Annotated in this window: 20 protein-coding genes; 17 read left to right on the forward strand and 3 right to left on the reverse strand. The window is 63.7% G+C overall.

Annotated features, from left to right (window positions below):
* Positions 1-34: 34 nt before the first annotated feature.
* Entirely contained in the window at positions 35-361 is a 327-nt protein-coding gene (locus tag OXU50_01880; protein MDD9868632.1) for a BolA/IbaG family iron-sulfur metabolism protein, read from the reverse strand.
* 25 nt (positions 362-386) lie between these two features.
* Positions 387-1,187 (reverse strand): TatD family hydrolase, encoded by an 801-nt coding sequence (locus OXU50_01885; GenBank protein MDD9868633.1) that lies wholly within the window; start codon positions 1,185-1,187, stop codon positions 387-389.
* Positions 1,188-1,359: 172 nt separating this feature from the next.
* On the opposite strand from OXU50_01885, the gene dinB reads away from it, so the two are divergent.
* Positions 1,360-2,433, forward strand: a complete 1,074-nt coding sequence (gene dinB, locus OXU50_01890; protein ID MDD9868634.1) for a DNA polymerase IV — start codon at positions 1,360-1,362, stop codon at positions 2,431-2,433.
* A 71-nt stretch (positions 2,434-2,504) separates the two neighbouring features.
* Here the strand turns inward: dinB and OXU50_01895 are convergent, their stop codons facing one another.
* On the reverse strand, positions 2,505-3,644 hold the full coding sequence (locus tag OXU50_01895; GenBank protein MDD9868635.1) for an aspartyl protease family protein: 1,140 nt from the start codon (positions 3,642-3,644) through the stop codon (positions 2,505-2,507).
* 59 nt (positions 3,645-3,703) lie between these two features.
* Here OXU50_01895 and OXU50_01900 point away from each other — a divergent pair, with 59 nt between their 5' ends.
* The 16 genes from OXU50_01900 to OXU50_01975 all read left to right on the forward strand — a co-directional run bounded on the left by OXU50_01900 (position 3,704) and on the right by OXU50_01975 (position 21,067).
* Positions 3,704-5,962, forward strand: coding sequence for an O-antigen ligase family protein (locus tag OXU50_01900; GenBank protein ID MDD9868636.1), 2,259 nt, complete (start codon positions 3,704-3,706; stop codon positions 5,960-5,962).
* Positions 5,963-5,971: 9 nt separating this feature from the next.
* A complete protein-coding gene (locus OXU50_01905; protein MDD9868637.1) occupies positions 5,972-6,826 on the forward strand; it encodes a hypothetical protein in 855 nt (284 codons plus the stop codon).
* Complete coding sequence (gene gspD, locus OXU50_01910) at positions 6,801-8,897, forward strand: type II secretion system secretin GspD (GenBank protein MDD9868638.1); 2,097 nt, start codon at positions 6,801-6,803, stop codon at positions 8,895-8,897. The genes OXU50_01905 and gspD overlap by 26 nt, the downstream gene beginning before the upstream one ends.
* 20 nt (positions 8,898-8,917) lie before the next feature.
* Positions 8,918-10,798, forward strand: a complete 1,881-nt coding sequence (locus OXU50_01915; protein ID MDD9868639.1) for an AAA family ATPase — start codon at positions 8,918-8,920, stop codon at positions 10,796-10,798.
* Between the two features lie 4 nt (positions 10,799-10,802).
* The gene (locus OXU50_01920; GenBank protein MDD9868640.1) at positions 10,803-11,834 is read left to right on the forward strand and encodes a general secretion pathway protein GspB; all 1,032 of its coding nucleotides are present in this window, start codon (positions 10,803-10,805) and stop codon (positions 11,832-11,834) included.
* Positions 11,834-13,318: a type II secretion system ATPase GspE gene (gene gspE, locus OXU50_01925; GenBank protein MDD9868641.1), complete on the forward strand. Its 1,485-nt coding sequence runs from the start codon at positions 11,834-11,836 to the stop codon at positions 13,316-13,318. Before OXU50_01920 ends, gspE begins: the two co-directional genes overlap by 1 nt.
* A 56-nt stretch (positions 13,319-13,374) precedes the next feature.
* On the forward strand, positions 13,375-14,574 hold the full coding sequence (gene gspF, locus OXU50_01930; protein MDD9868642.1) for a type II secretion system inner membrane protein GspF: 1,200 nt from the start codon (positions 13,375-13,377) through the stop codon (positions 14,572-14,574).
* A gap of 5 nt (positions 14,575-14,579) precedes the next feature.
* Positions 14,580-14,987, forward strand: coding sequence for a type II secretion system major pseudopilin GspG (gspG, locus tag OXU50_01935; GenBank protein MDD9868643.1), 408 nt, complete (start codon positions 14,580-14,582; stop codon positions 14,985-14,987).
* Positions 14,980-15,603, forward strand: coding sequence for a prepilin-type N-terminal cleavage/methylation domain-containing protein (locus tag OXU50_01940; protein MDD9868644.1), 624 nt, complete (start codon positions 14,980-14,982; stop codon positions 15,601-15,603). The genes gspG and OXU50_01940 overlap by 8 nt, the downstream gene beginning before the upstream one ends.
* The gene (gspI, locus tag OXU50_01945) at positions 15,600-16,136 is read left to right on the forward strand and encodes a type II secretion system minor pseudopilin GspI (protein ID MDD9868645.1); all 537 of its coding nucleotides are present in this window, start codon (positions 15,600-15,602) and stop codon (positions 16,134-16,136) included. The genes OXU50_01940 and gspI overlap by 4 nt, the downstream gene beginning before the upstream one ends.
* Positions 16,133-16,801: a type II secretion system minor pseudopilin GspJ gene (gene gspJ / locus OXU50_01950; GenBank protein MDD9868646.1), complete on the forward strand. Its 669-nt coding sequence runs from the start codon at positions 16,133-16,135 to the stop codon at positions 16,799-16,801. The genes gspI and gspJ overlap by 4 nt, the downstream gene beginning before the upstream one ends.
* Positions 16,798-18,048: a type II secretion system minor pseudopilin GspK gene (gspK, locus tag OXU50_01955; GenBank protein ID MDD9868647.1), complete on the forward strand. Its 1,251-nt coding sequence runs from the start codon at positions 16,798-16,800 to the stop codon at positions 18,046-18,048. Before gspJ ends, gspK begins: the two co-directional genes overlap by 4 nt.
* A gap of 77 nt (positions 18,049-18,125) precedes the next feature.
* Positions 18,126-19,232 (forward strand): type II secretion system protein GspL, encoded by a 1,107-nt coding sequence (gspL, locus tag OXU50_01960; protein ID MDD9868648.1) that lies wholly within the window; start codon positions 18,126-18,128, stop codon positions 19,230-19,232.
* A complete protein-coding gene (gspM, locus tag OXU50_01965) occupies positions 19,229-19,732 on the forward strand; it encodes a type II secretion system protein GspM (protein ID MDD9868649.1) in 504 nt (167 codons plus the stop codon). The genes gspL and gspM overlap by 4 nt, the downstream gene beginning before the upstream one ends.
* 134 nt (positions 19,733-19,866) lie before the next feature.
* Positions 19,867-20,613, forward strand: coding sequence for a type II secretion system protein N (gene gspN / locus OXU50_01970; protein MDD9868650.1), 747 nt, complete (start codon positions 19,867-19,869; stop codon positions 20,611-20,613).
* A 49-nt stretch (positions 20,614-20,662) separates the two neighbouring features.
* Positions 20,663-21,067, forward strand: coding sequence for a rhodanese-like domain-containing protein (locus OXU50_01975; GenBank protein ID MDD9868651.1), 405 nt, complete (start codon positions 20,663-20,665; stop codon positions 21,065-21,067).
* Positions 21,068-21,158: the final 91 nt, after the last annotated feature.

The raw sequence follows: 21,158 nt of genomic DNA on the forward strand, positions 1-21,158 counted from the left end.
GCGGAGGTGTCGTTGCGGATTGTGCGTTACTGAATCAGGTGGCGCGTCCGTCGCCGCCGCGGCACGGCGGCGACGCCGGAATCTCGCCGTGACGCCGGCGCCATTCCTCCGGCGTCAGCGTGTGCAGCGCCAAAGCGTGGACGCCGCCGGCCAGTTCTTCGGCCAGCAACTCGTTGAGCGCGCGGTGTCTGTCAATCAGCCGGCGGTTCTCAAAGCGGCTTGAGACCACGACGATTTTGAAGTGGGATTCCGAGCCGGGCGGAACATTGTGGCGGTCGCTTTCGTTGACGACCTCGAAGTAGTCGGGGCTCAGGCGCCTTGCGATTTTGTTCTCGATGGTTGTTTGCACGGGATGGGTCATGTTCAACTCCGTTCGTCTGATTATATCAGTCAATGCCGTAAAAGCGGCGGGTGTTGGCGGTGACCGTCCGGCACAGCGACGCGAACGAAGTGTTGCGGCAGGCGGCGATTTCCCTTGCGATGTGCGCGAGGAAAGCGGGTTCGTTGCGGCGTCCGCGCGGCGCCGGGCGCAGGGTGCGCGGCGCCAGGTAGGGCGCGTCGGTTTCTATCATCAGGCGGTCGTCGGGGATGTGGGCGACGGCGTCGCGCAGCGCGTGGCCGCGCCGCTCATCGCAAATCCAGCCGGTGACGCCGATGAACAGGCCGAGGTCGAGGTAGTCCGCCAGCATCGCCCGGTCGCCGGTGAAGCAATGCACGACGGCGTTGCCGACCCGCTCCCGAAGCGGCGCCAGCACGGCGAGAAAGTCGTCGTGGGCGTCGCGCTGGTGCATGAACAGCGGCAGGCGGGTTTCCGCCGCCAGAAGAATCTGCCGCTCAAAAACGGCGCGTTGCAGGTCGCGCGGCGAGAAGTCGCGGCAGTAGTCCAGCCCGGTCTCGCCGATGGCGACCACCTTGTCGTCCGCCGCCAGCCGCCTCAGTTCGTCGCCGGCGTCGTCGTCCCACTCGCGCGCATGGTGCGGATGCACGCCGGCGCCGGCGTAGAGCAACTCCGGATACCGCTTCGCCAACGCCAGCGCTTCGGCACTGTCGGCCACCCCGGAACCGGGCACAACCATCGCCACCACCCCGCCATCCACCGCCCGCCGCAACACCTCCCGCTCATCCTCCCGAAACGCCCGATGCGTGAAATTGAAGCAGATGTCAATCAAGGGTTTGTTTGCCGTCATATCGGAATCTTATTGATTATCAAACCGCTGTCCAATGCCCGGTTGGTTGCGCCCGGAAATTGATGTTACAGTGGGCTTTGTGAACAGGCCCGCTGACTTTGGTTTGGGGGGCCGCCGGGATTTTGCCGGCGGCTTCCCGTTTTCGGGCGCCGGACATGCCGGCGACAGGCGCATTATTCATTTTGACATGGATGCGTTTTTCGCCGCGGTTGAGCAGCGCGATTTTCCCGAGTATGCCGGCAGGCCCGTCATCGTCGGCGGTTTGCCGGACAAACGCGGAGTGGTTGCGACATGCAGTTACGAAGCGCGTCGCTACGGGATACGCTCGGCGATGTCTTCGGCGCGCGCGGCGCGGCTGTGTCCCGCCGCGGTTTTTATCAAGCCGCGATTTGAGGTCTATCGGCGGGTGTCGGCGCAAATCCGCGCAATCTTCGAGCAGTACACCAGCCTTGTCGAAATGCTCTCGCTTGACGAGGCGTATCTCGATGTCAGTGAAAGCGCGACCGACATCAAGGCCGCTTCCGCTCTTGCCCGCGAAATCAAGCGGCGCGTGCTGGAGACCACGCGGCTCACGGTTTCAGCCGGCATTGCCTGCAACAAATTCCTCGCCAAAATCGCCTCCGACATGGACAAGCCGGACGGGTTTTATGTGGTGCCGGCACAGCGGAGCGGGCAGTTTGCCGGGAGTTTGCCGGTGGGCAAGTTCCACGGCATCGGCAGGGTCACCCGCGCGAAGATGGAGAAACTCGGCATTGTCACCGGCGCCGACTTGAGACGGCGCCCGCTGGATGAACTGGTCGGTGTCTTCGGCAGCGCGGGATATTATTATTATCAGGCGGCGCGCGGCGTGGATTGCCGGGCGGTGGTTGCCGGGCGTCCGCGCAAGTCCGTCGGTTCTGAAACCACTTTTGAAAACGACCTGCGCGACGCCGGCGAGATCGCGGATGAAGTCAAACACCGCGCACTCGAAGTGGCGCGTATTCTGGCCTCGCGCAAACTGAGCGGGCGCACGGTCACGCTCAAGGTCAAGTACGCCGATTTCACCCAGATTACCCGCAGCCATACGCTGGACCATCCGTTGACCGGCCTCAAAGAGATGCTGCGCCTGTTGTCGGGGCTGCTGCAGAAAACCGAGGCCGGCGCGCGCCCGGTGCGGCTGCTTGGCGTGACGGTTTCCGGCCTGTGCGCGCCCGGCACGCCGAGACAGGTGACGCTGGCGCTTCCCGGAATGGCGGGGACGGTGTGATGGGCAGGATGGTGTCACTGGATTCTGACAGCGGCGCCCCCATCAAGCTGACCCGTTCCTGAGCGTCGGGTTTACGGTGCCTTCAGGTTCAGGACTTCGTTGTCCTGGTCGATTGAGAATTCGAAGTTGCCGAGGAAGTCCATGCCGAGGAGGCCGTCTGCGGCGAAGGTTTCCGGCATTTCGGCGATTCCGACCGGCATGTCGTTGAAAGTGATGTCGCCGACGCTGAAACTTCTGGTCGGAACAATCGTCACATCCACCTGGCTGCCGACGGCGTTGAAGCGGGCCTGTTCGCCGCCTTTGGTGGACAGGCCGATGGCTTTGGCGAATTCCTGCCGCAGGATGGAGATGGAGGCGCCGGTGTCGAGCACCAGGTCGGCGGTGCGCTCGTTGACGCTGACCTTGACCAGGAAGTTGTTGCCTCTGCGCGCCATTTCAATCGGGGCGCCTTCCCCGAGCCGCGTCAACTGCTCGACCAGTTGCGAGAGTTTGCGCGCCTTGCCGCCCCATTCCGGGTCGTGCAGTATCCGGTTGAGGTTGCCAAGCCCCTCGTCGTAGCGCCCTGAGCGGTACTGGGCGCCGGCGAGCGCGTAATAGTACTCGGGCCGGTCGCCGTTTTTCTCAATCAGCAGGTGGTAGAGTTCGCCCAGTTTGCGCCATTGCTTTTTCGCGGTCAGCCGGCGGCGCCAGGTTTCGGTGGTTTGTTCAATCACCTGGTCCGCCGTTTCGGCGAGCGTGTTGTCGCGGTCGTAGATTTTCGCATCAAGCGCGTTTTCGAGCGCCCTTGCGTAGCGGCCCCGGCTTGCGTCGAGCCGCGCCCGCAGCAGCAGCGCATCGGGGTCGTAACTGTCGCCTTCAAGGTATTGCGCGAGCAGTTGCCCGGCCTCGTCCGGTTTTTTGCGCGCCATCAGTTGCCGCGCCCGGTCGAGCAGCGTTTTGCGCATTTTTTCCGCCCGGGCGGGGGTCTTGCGGCGGGTTTCCCGGTAAATCAGCAGCGCCTCGCGCACCTCGCCGCGCGCCAGGTGCGTCCGGAAGGGGTCGGCGTCCGCCGCCGGGGTATTTTCACCATTTTCCGCGATGGCCGCCGCCGGGGGCTTTTCAGCCGGGGCCTGCTGCGCCACAGGCTCTTTTCCCGCGCCCTGCAAGGCGTGCAGCGACCAGCCGGCAATGAAGCCGACCAGCAGCCAGAAGGTGATATTCAACAGGGGCATTGTTGTATTATATATCGCTTATAATGGGCCTTTCAGGCCAAACATTGCACTGACAGACAATGGCATCAAAATCAAAGAGAAAGTCCGGCAAAGGACGCAAAAGAGGGCCGCAGAAACCGGCTGCCGCCGCAGTCGCGGCCGCATCCAGCGGCTCGCCGAACGAAAGCCGTCCGGTTGAAGAATCGGCCGCCGCCGGCCGCCGCCCGCGTCCGGCGCAAAACAACACGCAAGACAATGGGCAAAACAATGGGCAAAACAACGGGACGGCATCGCATGCCGTCAATGTCCGCGCGCTGCTGAACGATGCCAGCATTCCCTATTGCTGGGCGTTCGGGATCTTTTTTGGTTTGACTGCAATCGTCGCGCCCTACGGTCAGACGGTCAACGGTTTCAATCCCGATCTCCACATGGCCGGTTACCTGCAGGTGGGCGGCCTGGCGTTCATTCTGGTTTATCTGTTCCACTATCTTCAGCGCGGGCACAATGCGCTTTATATGCCGCGCACTCCGATGATATGGGTGGTGTTCGCGCTGTATCTGTGGATGCTGCTTTCGCTGCTGTGGGCGCACAATTTCTACGAAGCCTGGGTGAAAATCCTCGACTGGGGCGCCGCGCTTTGCATCTTTGTGCTTTCCCTGCTGCTGATTCGAGACAGCCGCACGTTTTTCCCCGTTCTGCTGTGCTTCTATCTGGGCGGTCTTGCCGTTTCGCTGCTCGGAGTGGGCCAGTACCTGCTGGCGGTGGACTGGGTGCAGCAGCACCAGGCACCGGCGGCCACCTTTGGCAACAAGAACATGGCGGGCGAATACCTCGTGCTGGTGGCGCCGCTGGGGTTGTGTTTTCTTCTGAACACCCGCCACAAGATTGCGCCGTGGCTGTACGCGTTCAGCGGTTCTTTCATCATCGCTTACCTGTTTTACGGGCGCACCCGCGCCTCGTGGGTTTCCTTCATCGCCGAAGTGGTGCTGCTGGCGGGATTTTTCCTTTACTTCAAATTCAGGCACGGCTACAAACCGCATTGGGACCGCAACAAGACTTATGCGTTTATCGCCTCGTTTGTCTTTCTCTTTGCGCTTGTCAACATGCATCCGGGTATGCTCAGCGACGGGACTCTTGGCATTGATTCAAGAGTCAATCCGTCGGCGGGGACGACCAAGGCGGAATCATTTGCCGGGACGCTGAAGGCCGCCCTGGGGGGGTTCGAAGGCAGCCGGAATCAGCGCTACACCATGTGGCTCAACTCGCTTGCAATGTTCAAGGATCACTGGCTGTTGGGAACGGGCATCGGCAACTGGATGGTGTACTACCCGGCCTATCAGATTGCAGTTGAAGTGGACCATATGCTAACCGCCAACTTGTACCACATCAATGCACACAACGATTATGTTGAATTTCTGTGCGAACTCGGCCTTGTCGGCGCCATCATGATGCTGATGTTGATCTTCATCATCTTGCGGACGATAGGCCGCGTTGCGTCAAGCCGCGGAATTTCGGATGACAACCGCATGTTCGGCATTGCGGCGGCCATCAGCATCCTGGGTATCAGCGCCAACGCCGCCTTCAGTTTTCCTCTCCAGCAGCCTGTGACAATAGCGATGTTCCTGTTTTATCTGGCCCTGATTGTCGTCGTCTCCAACACCTTGAACGACGAGGACCGGGACATGTACACGCTGCGGATGCCGGCCCAGGTTTACAGGATTTCTTTTATTGCGGTGGTTGGCGTGGCGGTGGCCTTTTTGTCTTTCATGCACTATCAGTGGTACAAGTCGGAGTCTTATTACCGCGTGGCGTCGGCCTCGATGAGCCTCGGCAGGTACAAGGCAATGGACAAGTACGGCAGAATGGCGTTTGAAAGAAACCCGATGCGCACCTATCTGCATATTTTCCCGGCCACTTACTATGCCAAGCAGTCAAACTATTCGAAAGCCGTCCACCATTTCGAGAAATTGCGCACCGACTACCCCTGGCGCATAGAGATTATGCAGAATCTGGGCGCGTCCTACCTGTATTCGGGCAGGCATGCGCAGGCAAGGGAAGTGTTCAATCTGTGGGACAGCCTCCAGCCGCACTCCAGAGCTTTGCTCAAGGCCCACGGCATGATGCTGGCGCATGTGGGAGACAGGGTAGGGGCGATTGAGAGGTTGAGCCGGGCAAGAGACATGTTTGAAAAGGCCGTGGAAGACGCGAGAGAGGGCGGCGACGAGAAGAAGGCGCGCCGGCGGCAGCTTAAACTGCAACAGATTGACCAGGTGCTCGCCAGTCTCGGTTTCCGGCCCGACGCCGCAAAACCGGCGCCCGCAAAGCAGCCGAGCGGCTAGGCGGGTGGCATGGCCGACCTTACCCTGGGTGGATTGTCTTCGGGCCTGTCCGGCGCCGCCGCCGAAAACCTGAACCGCGGCCTCGGCGTTGTGGCGGCGGTCGTGCTGCTGCCGTTTTGCTTTTACGCGCTGTCGGGCCTGTTCTGGAAACTGTATTACCCCGACCGCGTCGCCGCCGCCCTCGACATCGCCGCGCCGAAGGCCGGCAAGGCGGCGGCGCGCGCGCCGAAAGCGGCCTCGTGGGACTGGTTTGTCGTGCGCGAGGCGCCGAAGAAGAAGGCGGTGGCGGCAAAAATCAACGCGCAGTTGATGGGCGTGTTCGGCGTCGGCGACGAAGGGGTCGCGATGATCTCGGTCAACCGCGGCAAGATGGAGAATTTCCGCGTCGGCGATGAAATCACCGACGGCGTCGTCCTCGGCAAACTCGCGCAAAGCCATGTCATCCTGCTGCGCGGCGAGAGCGAGGAAGTGCTCGCGATGAAAAAGACCAACCTGTTCCAGGCGAAGCAGGAAGACGGCATGATCGTCGGCGCCGGCCCGACCGGCATTTCCCGCGGCTATGTCCAGAAATTGATACGCGAACAGCCGCTGCAACTGGCGCAAATGCTCAAGTTCGAGGCGACCGACACCTCGCGCTACGGGCGCGGCATGAAGATTTCCGCGCGCCGCAGTGAAAACGAAAGCATGCTTTACAATATGGGCCTGATACCCGGAGACATCGTCATCAGAGTCAACGGCAAGAATGTTGACCATTACCGAAAGAATCCGGGCGCATGGAGGCCCCTGCTCCAGGGCGGCAAAGTCCGCCTGGAACTGGTGCGAAACGGAACACTGCAAAATGTCACGCTTGAACTCGGCAGATAAGCCGCCCGCGCACCCGCGCGCCGCGCCGTCATGGCGCCGGCTGGCGGGCGCCGCGCTGCTGGCGCTCGCGCTGTGGTGGCAGCCGCCCGTGATTGAGGCGGCCACGCTTAATTTCCGCGATGTGGATATTCGCCAGATTATCGAGAGCGTGTCCGAACTCACCGGGCGCAACTTCCTGGTGGACCCGCGCGTCAAGGGCAAGGTGACCATCGTCGCGGCGTCCGAGGTGCCGGACGACGCCGTCTATGACATCCTGCTGACGGTGCTCGGCATGCACGGCTTTCGCACCGTGGATGCCGGCAACGGCCTGACCCGCGTCGTGCCGGCCAACGCCGCCGCGCGTTTCTCGCCGCTTGATGTGCCGGAGGGCCTGACCACCGAAATCCTGAAGATTAACCACCTGAACGCCGCCGGCGTCGTGCCGATGGTGCGCCCGCTGATGACCGGCGAGGCGCAGGTGACGGTGCACAAGGAGACCAACAGCGTCATCGTCACCGAACTGGAGGCCAACCTGGCGCGGGTCAAGGCCATCATCGCCGCGCTCGACCGCGAGACCGTCGGCGATTATGAAATCATTGACTTGCAGGAGAGCAAGGCCAAGGACCTCGTCAATCTGGTGCAGCGCGCGCGCAACCAGCAGACCAAGCACCTGGTGGAGATTGTCGCCGACCCCCGCACCAACCGGATTGTGCTGATAGGCCCGCCCGAACTGCGCCTCGCGCTGCGCACGCTGATTGCCGAACTGGACACGCAGCCGTCCACCGCCGACAGCGGCCGCGGCGTCGTGCGGGTGCTGCACCTGAACTACGCCGACGCCGAGGCGATGAAGGAAATCCTCAAGGGCCTGCTGACCGAACAATTCCTCGACCTGGCGCAGGAGGGCGCCGATGTGGGCGACACCACGGCCAAGAAGGACGACGACAAGAAGGATGATGACGATGATGACGACGACGACGACGATGATGACGATGACGACGATGATGATGACGACGACAACAAGCGCTACACAGTGCAGGCCGACCCGGCGACCAATGTCCTGATAGTCAGCGGCCCTTCCAACATTGTGCAGGCGATTGAAAGCGTCGTGAAGGAACTGGATGTGCCGCGCCCGCAGGTGTTTATTGAGGCGATTATCGCGGAGATTACGCTGACCAAGGCGGCGCGGGTGCAGACACAGTTGAGCGGTGCGAGAGTCACCGGGGATGGCGACGCCACCCCCGTTCCCTTTCCCGGCGGCGGCGCTGGCGCGGTTGCCGATTTGAGGGGTCTTTTCACCGCGTTTGATTTCATCGGCACTCCGCAGGCGCGCACTTTTCTGGGCGGCAGAGTTGACAACCTCAGCATCGGCTTGTTTATACAGGCCCTCAGAACCGATGAAAACACCAACATTCTGTCAACGCCGTCGGTGATGACGCTGAACAATGAACAGGCGACCATCTCGATAGGCAGTGAACGGTCTTTTGATTTCGGCAATGTCATTGACCAGGGCGGCACTGTCAGGGCCACTGTCGAACGGCGCAATGTGGACACGGTGCTTGAAGTCACGCCGCAAATCACGAAAGGTGATGTCGTGCGCCTTGAAATCAAGCAGACGGTCAAGAGGGTCGAGGACTCTCCCGGCAACCAGGACACCACCGATGACCCGGTCTTCAGGCGTGAGATTGAGACCGATGTCGTCGTCAATGACAAGGAAGTGGTCATCCTCGGCGGCCTCATCGAGGAGCAGCGCAGCGACACCAAAAACAAGGTGCCGTTTCTGGGCGACATCCCGTTGCTCGGCCATCTTTTCAAGGGCCGCGCAAGCAACCGCGACAAAACCAACCTGATGGTGTTCATCCGCCCGACGATTTTCCGCGAGCCGGACAAGGCCAATGAGGAGGCGGTCAGCCGCTATGTGCAACTGCGCCTCGACCAACTGGAAAACCTGAAAACAGTGGACAGCCTTCTGGTCGAAGAGGAAAGGTCCATGCTGCTGCCGGTTCTTGAACAAGAAAAGCCGGCTGAACGCAAGCGCAAGCCCCGCAAAAAGCGCAAGTCCAGAACCCGTCGTTACGACGACAACCCGCGGTAACCGCCGCCGGCGGAGCGGTCATGTATCAATCCTATTTCAACTTCTCGGAAGCGCCGTTTACGATTTCGCCCAACCCGCGATTTCTGTACTTGAGCGAGCGCCACCGCGAGGCGTTGGCGCACCTGCAGTACGGCTTGCAGGAAAACGGCGGTTTTATTCTGTTGACCGGCGAAGTCGGCACCGGCAAGACCACTGTTTGGCGTTGCCTCGCCAGCCAGATTCCGGACAGCGTTCATCTGGCCGTTGTCCTGAACCCGCGCCTGACCGAGAGCGACCTGATTGAATCCGTCTGCGACGAATTCGGCGTTGCCTACGAAGCGGGCTGCGGCCTCAAGCGCATGGTGGATGCGCTGAACCGCCATCTGCTGGAACTGCACGAGCGCGGCGAGCGCGCGGTGCTCATCGTTGAAGAGGCGCAAAACCTTGAACCGGCATTGCTGGAACAACTGCGCCTGCTGACCAACCTGGAAACCGACGAAAGCAAACTGCTGCAAATCATCCTGATAGGCCAGCCCGAACTGCTCGACAAGATAGACAGCCCCGGCCTGCGCCAACTGCGCCAGCGCATCACCGCGCGCTTTCACCTGACCTCGCTCAACGCCGCCGAAGTGCGCGCCTACATCGCCCACCGCCTCGACATTGTCGGCGGCAGTTCGGCGCTGTTCAGCGACGGCGCGCTGCTGCGCCTTGCGAAACGCAGCGGCGGCATTCCGCGCCTGATCAACCTGATTTGCGACCGCGCCCTGCTGGGCTGCTTTTCCGAAAACAAGCACCGGGTGGATACGCGCATTCTTGAACAGGCGGCGCGCGAAGTGCTGGGCGGTGTGTCGGGCAAGGGAACGCGCAATGCGGCCCGCCGCGCATTTGCCGGCGTGTCCATCGGCGCACCGGTGGGTGCGCTTGCGGGCGCAGTCGCGGGCGCACCGGCGCGCGCGGGGGTGGCCGTCGCCGGTCTTGCGCTGCTGGCCGCAAGCGTCTGGTTTTACGGCGGCCTGCGTTCCGCGCCGCCCGGCGACGCCGCGCCGACGCACGCGCAGGGCGCCGCAATCAAAGATGCCATCCAGGGCGCCGGGTTGGACAACGAAACCCAACTCGCCGAAGCGCCGCCGCCGGTCACGCAGGTCACGCCGCCGCCGGCGCTTGATGTTGTGCCCGCTGTTGCCCACACCTTGCTGTTGCAGCAGTCCGCCGGCGCGCCGCGCACGCTGCCGCGTGCAACGCCGCCGACTTCCGCGCCGCCGCCGCCCGCCGACTGGCGTGACGATGTGGGCGGGCGCGCCCCGGGCGGCGCACCGGACAACGCCCCGTACCACACACTGTTCGGTTTCTGGAACATTGAGTTGCCGCGCGAGTTGGCCGAATCACCGTGCGAGTATGCGGTGCGCCACGGGCTGGACTGCTGGCACCGCCGCGGCAGTCTCGGCAGCATTGAACGCGCCAACCGCCCGGCGTTGCTGAAGATGGTCGCAAGACGCGACGGCCACCCCTTCTACGCGGTGCTGGAAGGTTTTACCGCGAGCGGCCTGGTGCGGCTCCATGTCGCCGGCGGCGGCGTGGATGTCGCGCGCCACGAACTGGACGAGGTGTGGACCGGCGAATACACCTTGCTGTGGCGCCGCCCGGCGGGCTATCTGAACACGCTCTACCCCGGCGACAAGAACGACACGGTGCGCTGGGTCGCGCAGCGGATGGCGACGCTGACCGGCGACCGCTCGCTGCTGCAACATTCAACGGTGTACTCGCCCGCGCTGGAAAACCGCATCCGGAATTTCCAGCGCCACTGCGGGCTTTTCGTGGACGGCCTGGTCGGCAAGGAAACGCTGATCCGGATTAATTCGCTGACCGGCAAGGCGCCGCTTCTGCGCGACGATGTGTTGTCGTGCCGCTCAAGGTTGGGATAAACCGATGTCGTATATTCTGTCCGCGCTGAAAAAGGTCGAGCACAAGCGCCGAAGCGAGCAGTTGCCGGATTTGCTGTCGGCGCATGTTGAACCGGTGCCCGCGCCCGCCGCCCGCAGGCGCACGCTGATGAAGACCGTTGTCATCACCGGCCTGCTGCTGGCCGCCAGCGCGTGGTTTCTGCCGTCCGCCGGCGGCCAGCGAACGCTGGCGTGGATGGATGAACAATGGTCTTCAATGCCGTTTTCTGACTGGATGCCGGCTTCATCCGGTGATGCGCGCCGTCAAGCCGCCGCGCCGCACAACGCATTGAACAACGGGCTGAACAACGCGCCGAACAAGCCAGTGTACAAAACAGTGCAAGTGCACGAATTCTCACCGCTGGACAATGTGCCCGCAGTACAGGACGGGCGCGCGAAGTTTCCCGAACCGCTTGGATATGTCGCGCCGCCGCCGCCCGCCGCCGGGCTGGCGCCGCTGAAGCCGCCGCGTGCCGCCGCCCCGCCGCGTGCCGTTGCACCGCCCGCTGCCGCCGCACCTGTCGCAACGCCCGCTGCCCCGCCGTCGTCGCTGAGACCATCGCGCACCGCCGCCCCGCAGCCCGCCATGGCAGCACCCGCCGCCGCGCTGTCGCCGCTGAATCCGCCGCGCACCGCCGCCCCGCCGCCCGCTGCTGCGCCTGCCGCCACAGCACCTGCCGCAACTTTGCTGACGCCCGCCGCCCCGCCGCCCGCCGCTGCGCCTGCCGCCGCACCCGCCGCGCCGCCGTCCGCCGCGCTGCTGACACCCGCCGCGCCGGTTGATTTTGACAGCCTGCCGCCCGACACGCGCCGTCGCATTCCGGCCTTCTCGGTAACCGGCCATCTGTATTCAAATGTGCGCCCGCAGGCCAACAAGGTCATCATCAACGGCGCCGCGCTGCGCGAGGGGCAGTATGTCAACGAGGACTTGATGGTCAGCGAGATTACCGGCGACGGCGTCATCCTGGATTTCCGCGGCCTGCATTTCCTGATTGCCAAGGCGAGGATCTTCCAGTAATGGCCGAAGTGAGGGGGGCGCGGCTGCCGTTCGGGTTCGCGCAAAAGCACGGCCTGTATGTCGGCGAGGGCGACGAGGGCGTGCTGATGCTGTTCTGCCGTTCCGATGTTTCAATGAGCGCGCTGCAGGAAGTGCGCCGCATGTTCAACCGCGAGTTTTCGCTGCGCATGCTGGAAAGCGGCGAGTTTGATCAGGGCCTGCAGAAAACCTACGCCAACCAGAGCGGCGGCCTGTCGTTTGTCAGCGATGTGGAAGACCATGTGATGGGCATGGACGAAGTGGCCGCCGCTTTCGAGGAGCCGGAAGACCTGCTCAAAAGCGAGGACGACGCGCCCGTCATCAAGATGCTCAACGCCATCTTCTTCGAGGCGATACGCGAGAAATCCTCCGACATCCACATCGAGCCGTACGAACGCGAACTGCACATCCGCTTTCGCCTGAACGGCGTGCTGCGCACGATGCTCACTTCGTCGGTGAAACTGGCGCCGCTGCTGGTGTCGCGGGTCAAGGTGCTGGCGCGCCTTGATATCGCCGAGAAACGCCTGCCGCAGGACGGCAGAATCACCGTGCGCCTCGGCGGGCGCAGCGTGGATTTGCGCGTCTCGACGCTGCCTTCAAGTTACGGCGAGCGCGTGGTGCTGCGGATACTCGACAAGCAGACCGAGCAGATGCAACTGTCGCAACTCGGCATGGAACAGGAACTGCAAAAGCGCTTCCACAGCATGGTCAACCGCCCGCACGGCATCGTTCTCGTAACCGGCCCGACCGGCTCCGGCAAGACGACAACGCTGTATGCGGCGCTTGCCGAAGTGGACCGCCGCGAGCGCAACATCATGACCATCGAGGACCCGATAGAATACGACTTTGAGGGCATCAGCCAGACGCAGGTCAACACCAAGGCCGGCATGACCTTTGCGCGCGGCCTGCGGGCGATTCTGCGCCAGGACCCCGATGTCGTCCTGATCGGCGAAATCCGCGACAGCGAGACCGCCGACATCGCCGTGCAGGCCAGTCTCACCGGCCACCTGGTGCTTTCCACGCTGCACACCAACACCGCGCTCGGCGCGCTGACCCGGCTGTGCGACATGGGCGTTGAGCCGTTTCTGCTGACGGCGACGCTGCAGGGCGCGCTGGCGCAGCGCCTGGTCAGAAAACTGTGCCCCGACTGCCGCGAGCCGTTCAAGCCCGACCTTGATGAACTCAAATTCTGGGATGTGGACCCGGAAACCTTCAAGGGCAAGTCGGTCTATCGCCCCAAGGGCTGCGAGGCGTGCCACCACACCGGCTACCGCGGGCGCTTTGGCCTGTTTGATTTCGTCACGGTGGACGACACGCTGCGGCAGATGGTGCACGACGGTAAAACCGAACTGGCGATGGAGCGCCACATCCGCAAGACCCAGCCCAATCTCAGAACCCTCGGCCTGCAATACGCCTTCTCCGGCGACACTTCGCTCGACGAAGTCCTCGCCGTTACGCTGCACTGACGGAGTGCTGACAAAAGCCGCGCGGCCCGCGCCGGCCTTGCTATACTTGTCCTGAAATGCAGGCATACAACTATCTGGCCTACGACAGCGACGGCAAAACCCGCAAGGGCGTGCTTGAGGCCGACTCCGAACGCCACCTGCGCCAGCAACTGCGCGAGCAGAGCCTGACGCCGATAGAAGTCTCGTCGGTCGGCGCCGCGCGCACGCTGTTTCAGTTTCGCCGCCGCCTCGGGCGCGGCGACCTGATGCTGATGACGCGCCAGTTGGCGACGCTGCTCGGTTCCGGCATGCCGCTTGAAGCCTGCCTGCGCCTGATGGCGGAGCAGGCCGAGAATGTGCAGGTCAAGCGGCTGGTGTCGGCGATACGCAGCCACCTGACCGAAGGCCGCACGCTCGCCTACGCGCTGCAAAACGCGCCCGCCGCGTTTCCGTCCGACTACATCGCCACCGTGTCGGCGGGCGAGGAAACCGGCCACCTGTCGCAGGTGCTGGAACGCCTCGCCGACGAGGTCGAGCAGTCGGGGCAGGCACGCCAGTCGCTGATGACGGCGCTGATCTACCCGATGCTGATGCTGACAGTGGCGACCGCCGTCATCATCCTGCTGCTGGTCAATGTCGTGCCGCAGGTAACCCGCGTCTTCGTGCAGATGAACCAGGAACTGCCGCCGCTGACGGCGAGCCTCATCGCTCTCAGCGAGTGGCTGCAAAACTACGGCATCTACCTGCTCGTCTTTTTTGTCGGCGGCCTGACGATTTTCCTGCTGATACTTCGCAACCCCGACGCGCGCGAACGCTGGCACCGTTTTCTGCTGCGGGTGCCGCGCTTCGGCTACTGGCTGGTGGTCGGCAACATCGCCGGCTGGGCGCGCAGCCTCGGCGTGCTGCTCGGCAGCGGCGTGCCCATCATGGAATCGCTGCGCATCGCCGCCGAGCGCGTCGGCAACCTCGCGCTGCGCCGCAACCTCCACGATGTCGCCGAGCGGGTGCGCGAGGGCGACGCCCTGCACCAGGCCCTGCTGAAGGGCAAGCGCTTCCCGCCGTTCCTGATTCACATGGTCAGCAGCGGCGAATCCAGCGGCACGCTGGACAACATGCTGGTCAAGGTCGCCGACTACTACGACCACAGGATACGCACGCTGGTGGACGCCGGCCTCAAAATGTTCGAGCCGCTATTGGTTATAATAATGGGCGGCATCGTGCTGCTGATTGTGATGGCGGTGCTGGTGCCGATTATCCAGATGAACCAACTGGTGTGATGAACATGAAGCGGAAAAACAACAACCCGAAAAACAACAGCCAACGCGGCTTCACCTTGATTGAGATCATGGTCGTCGTCGTCATTCTCGGCATTCTGGCGGCGCTGGTGGTGCCCTCCATCATGGAGCGCCCCGACCTGGCGCGCCAGGTTCGCGCCAAGCAGGATGTGCGGACGCTGACCAACGCCATCAACATGTACCGCCTGGATCACTTCGACTACCCGACGGGCCTGCAAGACCTCGTTTCCGGAGACTACCTCGACAAACTGCCGAAGGATCCGTGGAACCGGGACTACCAGTACCGCAGCCCCGGTTCGCACGGTCGTTTTGACATCTACAGTTACGGCATGGACGGGCTGGAGGGCGGCTCCGGGCTGGACCGCGATGTCGGCAACTGGAACCTGGATGGATAAAGCCGTCCGCGGCGCGGGCGCTTCTTCATCCGGTTTCACGCTGATTGAGATCATTGTTGTAACCGTCATCATCGCGGTCGTCGTTTCGGCGACGCTGCTGTCGGTTTCGGTCGGCGAGCGCGGCAAGGCGCAGGAGACGGGCCGCCGCATCGTCAGCCTGATGAACAACCTCTCCGCCGAGGCCGTCCTGACCGGCGTGCCCTACGGGCTGCGCTGGGACGACGGCGCGCGCAGGCTGGTGGCGGTGCATCTGAAAGAATCGGCGTGGGCGCGGGCCGACCGTTTCGGCGACATCCGGGTTCCGAACAACTGGAGTTTGCAGATGTCGTCGGGCCTGGACGAGGGTGTGGATTTGTCGCTGCTCGGCGGAGACGAAGACGACGGCGCGCTGCCCGACGCCGATACATACGACGACACCGACGACGACGAATCGCAGGAAGCGGACGAAGCGGACAAGGCCACCGCCGACCCGTGGGTGCGGTTTCAGCCGACCGGCCTGTGGCAGCCCGGCGGCCTGCTGCATATTCTGGTGGACCGCGAACGCCAGGCGATGTTCGGCTGGACCGCCACCGGGCGCGTCACCATCGGCAACCGCGCCGCGGAAGAACTGCAGTGACACCGCGCCGCACCCGCCGCCGCGACAGCGGCTTTACGCTGATTGAGACGCCGCGTTGCACCCGCCGCCGCGCCGCCGGTTTTACGCCGATTGAGACGCCGTGCCGTGCCCGCCGCCGCGCCGCCGGCTTTACGCTGATTGAAGTGCTGATTGCCGTCGCCGTGCTGGCAATCGCGCTCGGTGCCTCGCTCGACGCGCTCAATGTGTTTTCCGACACCCAGGTGCGGCTGCACGAACGCTACCTGGGGCATCTCACCGCCTGGAATGTGATGACCGACCACTACAACGAACAACGCGCCGCCGCCGAAGGCGGCGCGGCCTCGCTGACAACCGAAGGCTCCGAAGACCAGGGCGGGCGCACCTGGCAGTGGTCGCTGCAAAGGAAAGAACGGCGCGAGACCGCAACCGAAGACGACGCCGACTCGCCGTCAAGACGCCTTGCCATCGTCGTCGTGGATGTGTACTCGCCGGGCGCGTCGCGCGGGCGCGGCGCGGCGCCGTCGGCGACCTTGCAGGCGATCTTCGGGCAATGACGGCGCCGCGCACCCGCGCCCGCGGCTTCACGCTGCTTGAGGTGCTGATTGCGATGTCCATTTTCGCGCTGATATCGGCGATGACCTTCCAGGGCTTGCAGACCTCGATGACGATGCAGGAGAAAGTCGAGGAAAGCGCCACCGAACTGAGCGATGTGCAACTGGTGATGACGCTGATGCTGGAAGACTTCATGAATGTCGTGCGCCGCCCGGTGCGCCCGGCCTTCGGCTCCGACCGCCTGCCCGCCTTCAACGATGAACCGCCGCTGGTCGAGGGCGGCGCCGATGTCTATACCTGCGAGGCGGTCTTCACCCGCGCCGGCCTGCCGCCGGGGCGCCTGCTGCGCGCCGGCATTCAGCGCGTCGCTTACTGCACCGACAGCGACAACCGGCTGTTCCGGCTGGCGTGGCCGGTGCTCGACCGGGCGCAGGACAGCGCGCCGGTGGAGAGTTTGCTGCTCGACAATGTCATCCTGTTCGACATCCAGCCGCAGTGGACCAGCGACATCTACGGCAAAAACACCGCCGCGCGGCTTGAGATGCTGCCGCAATCGGTCGAGGTCACGCTGGAACTGGAAAGGGGCGACGCCGGTGAAACCGTGTCGTTCGTGCGCCGCTTTCCGGGCCTGCAGGATGTGTATCCGTGGCTGGAGCAGCGCCAGTGAACCGCTCGCGCGGCGTCGCGCTGCTGAGCGTGATGATTGTCGTCGCCGCGGTGTCGGCCACCGCCTCGTGGCTGCTCTACAGCCAGAACCTCGACATTCAGCGCACCTCGCGCATCCTGAAAAAGGAACAGGCCATCCTGCTGGCGCTGACCGTCGAGTCGCGCGCGCTGCTGACGCTGCAGGAAGACCGCGTTGAAGACGGCGCCGCCGCGGTGGACTATTACGCCAGAACCGAAAGCGCCGAAGAGGAGGAAGAGGCCGAAGACGACGGCGAACCCTGGTCGAAGCCGTGGAGCATCGCGTCGGGCGTGCCGCCGCTGGAAACGCTGAAAGATGTCGAGATCTCGTCGTGCATCTACGACCTGCACGGCCTGCTGAACCTGAACAACCTGCGCGCCGTCGAGCGGCTGAAAGCGCCGCCCGAAGACGAGAAAAGGCACGACGCAAGCAACCCCGCCAACCCCGGCCAGTGGCACGCGCGGCGTTTCAGGAAGTTCTTCGAGGCGTTCGCCGACACCGCCCCCGACGACGACACCGATGTGGAAGTCGCCACGCTGATGGATTCGCTGCTCGACTGGCTCGACGACGACGACACCTTCCGCGCCAACGGCGCCGAGGACGCCGAGTATTCGCTGAAACGGTTCGGCTACCACGCCGCCAACGCGCCGGCGGTGCTGCCGCGCGAACTGCACTGGGTGAAGGGCTTTGAGGACCTGACGCCGGCGTCGCTGTCCTCATTGCAGAGCCGGTTTGTCGCGCTGCCGGTGCGCATCATCGGCAGGAGCAGCAAGATCAACATCAACACCGCCGACGAGGAGGTGCTGGCGACGCTGCCGTACCTGGAACCCGACACCGCGCGCCAGTTGAAAACACGCCTTCGGGAAGAGCCGGTTACCGCGCAAAACGAGATTGCCGGCGTGCTCAAGCCGCTGCTGCGCCCGCGCGAGGACAAACAGGAGCACCTGCTCGACTGGGTGGACGAATACCTGACGATACAAAGCCGCTTTTTCGGCCTCGTCGTCGCGGTGCGTTTCGGCGATGTCGAGTTGACGGTCAACAGCCTGCTCTACCGCGACAACACCGACGCGCCCTACCGCGTGTATGTGTTGCAGCGGCATTTCGGCGACAACCCCTACGACGACCTCACCGTGTTTGACGGCGGGCGCTGCCTTGCCGCTTCCGCGCCCGCCGCCGAATCCGGCGAGGACGACGACGAAGACGAGGAAGACGACCTTGACGAGGGATAACACGGCGCCCGCCGCCGGAATTGTGGTATTCTGAACCGCACGGTTTTTCCGAACCCTTGCCCGAACCCAGGCCCATCATGTGGAAAATCACACCGGATTCCAAACTGCTTGAACTGCCGGCCCCCGACGGCGTCCGCACCGCGCGCGGCGTGGTCTGGGTGCCGACCGAGATGCTGGTCTTCGAGCGCCCGAAATTGCCGCCGGGGCGCAAGAAGTTGTGGCGCCAGACCGTTCCCTACGCGCTGGAGGACGCCTTCATTGAATCCATTGAAATGCTGCACTTCGCGCTGGGCGAGATGCACGACGACGGCGTTCCGGTGGCCGCCGTCGCGCGCCGCCGCATGGACGAATGGCTGGCGCTGCTGGCCGACGCCGGCGTCGAGGCGCGCGTGATATTGCCCGATGTCTGCGCGCTGCCGCTGGAGCCGGAGCGCCGCACCATCTGGTACGAAAACGGGCGCTGCCTGTACCGCGCCGACGAACACTCCGGCATGGCCGGCAGCCTTGAATGGATTGCGTCGCTCGCGTCGTTGCATGGCCGCGCCGACCGCTTTGATGTGTATTGCAACAGCGCCGACACCGAGACGCTGCCCGCCGCGTGGCGCGAGCGCGCCCGCCCGCTGCCCGGCCCGCTTGACCAGATCATGACAAGCGCCGATGTCGGCGCCGCCATCAACCTGTTGCAGGGCGACTACGCGCCCGGCAGCACCGCCTCCACCTGGGTGCGCCCGTGGCGCTGGGCCGCGGCGCTGGCGCTGGTGCTGTTCGGCGCCCACCTCGGCGCGCTGACCATCGAGACGCGCTGGCTTGACGCGCGCGCCGGCGAGTTTGCACAAAACACCGGGCGCCTGTTCGAGTCGCTCGCGATTGACAGCGAACTGATTGATCTGCGCGCGCAGGTGGAACGCCGCCTGAAACAACTGGAGGAACACCGCGCCAAAAGCGACAGCAATGTGTGGGATTTGGTCGCGCGGATGGAGCAGCCGCTGTCAAACTGCAAGAGTTGCCGCGTGGATTTGCTCGACTTCAAGCAGCAGGAGATTTTGCTGGAAGTCAGTATCGCCGGCGACCCGCAGCAACTCAAGCGCCTGTTCGAGAAACTTCCCGGGGCGCAGGCCACCCACAACGACCTGCCCGACCAGGAAGACCGCAAGCGCGTGCGCTTTCAGGTGAAGCCGCTGTGACGAACCCGTTGGCGCCGCTGGCAAACTTGTGGGAGCAGCGCACGATGCGCGAGCGGGTGATGATTGCCGGCCTGCTGACCGCCGTTGTGGTGTTTTTGATTCATCTGCTGCTGTACCAGCCGCTGCGCGCGCGCCACGACGAGGCGATGCAGCGGTTTGCCGCCGCCGAGCGCGACCACCTGTGGCTGCAAAAGCGGGCGCAGAAAATCACCGGCATGCAGGCCTCGATGCGCGGCGCGCGCCTGGCCGGCATTCCGCCCGGAAAACTGCGCGACATTCTGGCCGACAGTCTGAAGAAAAACGGGCTTAAGGCGAAACTCGGCGTGATTGACCAGGAGGAAGGCACGAAACAGATTGAGGTCAGTTTTCCCCCCGCCGACGGCAAGACCGTGATGCGCTGGATTGAGGGGCGCGTCAACGACGGCCACCTGTTGCAGCGCCTGCACATTGAAACCGCCGACAAGGGACAGGTGTCGGCGAAGGCGTGGTTTGAGCGTTGAATGATGCGTTTGGGTGTGTCGCAATTCGTCGGTGTCTGTTGGCCGCGGCATGGTTTGGGTGGTGAACCATGGCCTGTGTAGGATGTGCCAAAGAGCCGCCCGGCATGGCAGCGCCATGGTTTGAGTGCTGAACGATGGCCTGGGTGAGACGCTTTCTTTATCTGTTGCTCGCGGCGTTGACGCTGGCCGTGTGCCTCGTGCTGACGATGCCGGTGCGCTTTGCCGTGGATCGTTTCGGCGCGCCGCCCGTTATCGGGCTTCAGCAGGTGCGCGGCAATCTGGTTGAGGGGCGCGCCGGTCTTGCGTTCAGTCCGCCGCCCGGCTTTCCGGCGCGCGCCGATGTCGCGTGGCGCTGGTGCCCCGGCTTTCCGAATCCGCTTGCATGGTGTTTGAACGCCGACGCCGGCCCGCTGCGCGCCGAGACGGTGGCGAGTTGGTCGCCGCCGCGCGCGGTGTCGCTGGCCGGCGGCGTTGTTGAGGCCAAACTTGACCGCCAGCCGCTGCCGCTTGGCGTGGTGACGCTGCCGCTGAGCGCCAGTGTGCGGCTGGTAATCGACACGGCGCGCTTCGCGCCCGGCGCGCTGCTGCCGCAGGCGCTGCAAGGCCGCGCCGCCATTGAAGACCTTTCGACGGACTTGTTCAACGCCGGGAATTTCAGCGCCGACATCGCCTCCGATGAAAACGGCGGCTTCATCGCGCGGGTGCGGGGCGGCGGCGAGATGTTCCAACTGGCCGGCGAGGCGTCGCTGGCCGCCGACCGCAGTTACCGCTACCAACTTGACTTTGAAACCGACCAGGACCTCGTGCGCGATTACCTGTCGTCGCGCGGCAAGGCCAACGACAAGGGCGGCTACCGTTTGAGCGGCGACGGCAAGTTTTGAATCGGCGGCTGAAACCGTAGTACAATGACCCCATGGTGAAACTGACATGTTGAAACTGAAAAAGGGCTTCGGCGACTGGGTTGCCGAGGCGCTTGAAAACATTGAAACGATTGAAGTCGCCGAGGCGCGGCAACTGCACGGCAAGGACGATGTGCAGTTTATTGATGTGCGCGATCTCAACGAACTGACCGAAGGCGGCACCATTCCCGGGGCGGCGCACGCGCCGCGCGGCATGCTGGAGTTTCTGGCCGACCCGGACAGCCCGTATCACAACAAGGTGTTTTCGCAGGACAAGAAGTTTGTTTTGTTTTGCGCGAGCGGCGGGCGTTCTTCACTTGCCGCGTGGCGTTTGAAGGAGATGGGTTTCGACAACATCTGTCATCTTGCCGGCGGTTTCAAGGGTTGGCGCCACGCCGGCGGCGAGGTGGCCGCACACCGCGCCGACTCCGATTGACGGCGTAACAACCCCCGCATTCCTGTTTTCGCGACGGTTGTTGCCTACCGTTCGTCGGAAACATTTCATTTCAGTAACATAGCCTTAGCGA

It is taken from the genome of Gammaproteobacteria bacterium (assembly GCA_028817225.1).
Taxonomy (GTDB): Bacteria; Pseudomonadota; Gammaproteobacteria; order Poriferisulfidales; family Oxydemutatoraceae; genus Oxydemutator.

Bases quoted from the DNA above. Each gene is read 5' to 3' on its own strand.
- OXU50_01880 (MDD9868632.1), bottom strand. From the start codon at position 361: ATGACCCATCCCGTGCAAACAACCATCGAGAACAAAATCGCAAGGCGC.
- OXU50_01885 (MDD9868633.1), bottom strand. From the start codon at position 1,187: ATGACGGCAAACAAACCCTTGATTGACATCTGCTTCAATTTCACGCAT.
- OXU50_01900 (MDD9868636.1), top strand. From the start codon at position 3,704: ATGGCATCAAAATCAAAGAGAAAGTCCGGCAAAGGACGCAAAAGAGGG.
- OXU50_01905 (MDD9868637.1), top strand. From the start codon at position 5,972: ATGGCCGACCTTACCCTGGGTGGATTGTCTTCGGGCCTGTCCGGCGCC.
- OXU50_01895 (MDD9868635.1), bottom strand. From the start codon at position 3,644: ATGCCCCTGTTGAATATCACCTTCTGGCTGCTGGTCGGCTTCATTGCC.
- gspF (MDD9868642.1), top strand. From the start codon at position 13,375: ATGCAGGCATACAACTATCTGGCCTACGACAGCGACGGCAAAACCCGC.
- OXU50_01940 (MDD9868644.1), top strand. From the start codon at position 14,980: ATGGATAAAGCCGTCCGCGGCGCGGGCGCTTCTTCATCCGGTTTCACG.
- gspD (MDD9868638.1), top strand. From the start codon at position 6,801: ATGTCACGCTTGAACTCGGCAGATAAGCCGCCCGCGCACCCGCGCGCC.
- gspJ (MDD9868646.1), top strand. From the start codon at position 16,133: ATGACGGCGCCGCGCACCCGCGCCCGCGGCTTCACGCTGCTTGAGGTG.
- OXU50_01915 (MDD9868639.1), top strand. From the start codon at position 8,918: ATGTATCAATCCTATTTCAACTTCTCGGAAGCGCCGTTTACGATTTCG.
- OXU50_01920 (MDD9868640.1), top strand. From the start codon at position 10,803: ATGTCGTATATTCTGTCCGCGCTGAAAAAGGTCGAGCACAAGCGCCGA.
- gspG (MDD9868643.1), top strand. From the start codon at position 14,580: ATGAAGCGGAAAAACAACAACCCGAAAAACAACAGCCAACGCGGCTTC.
- gspL (MDD9868648.1), top strand. From the start codon at position 18,126: ATGTGGAAAATCACACCGGATTCCAAACTGCTTGAACTGCCGGCCCCC.
- gspN (MDD9868650.1), top strand. From the start codon at position 19,867: ATGGCCTGGGTGAGACGCTTTCTTTATCTGTTGCTCGCGGCGTTGACG.
- gspE (MDD9868641.1), top strand. From the start codon at position 11,834: ATGGCCGAAGTGAGGGGGGCGCGGCTGCCGTTCGGGTTCGCGCAAAAG.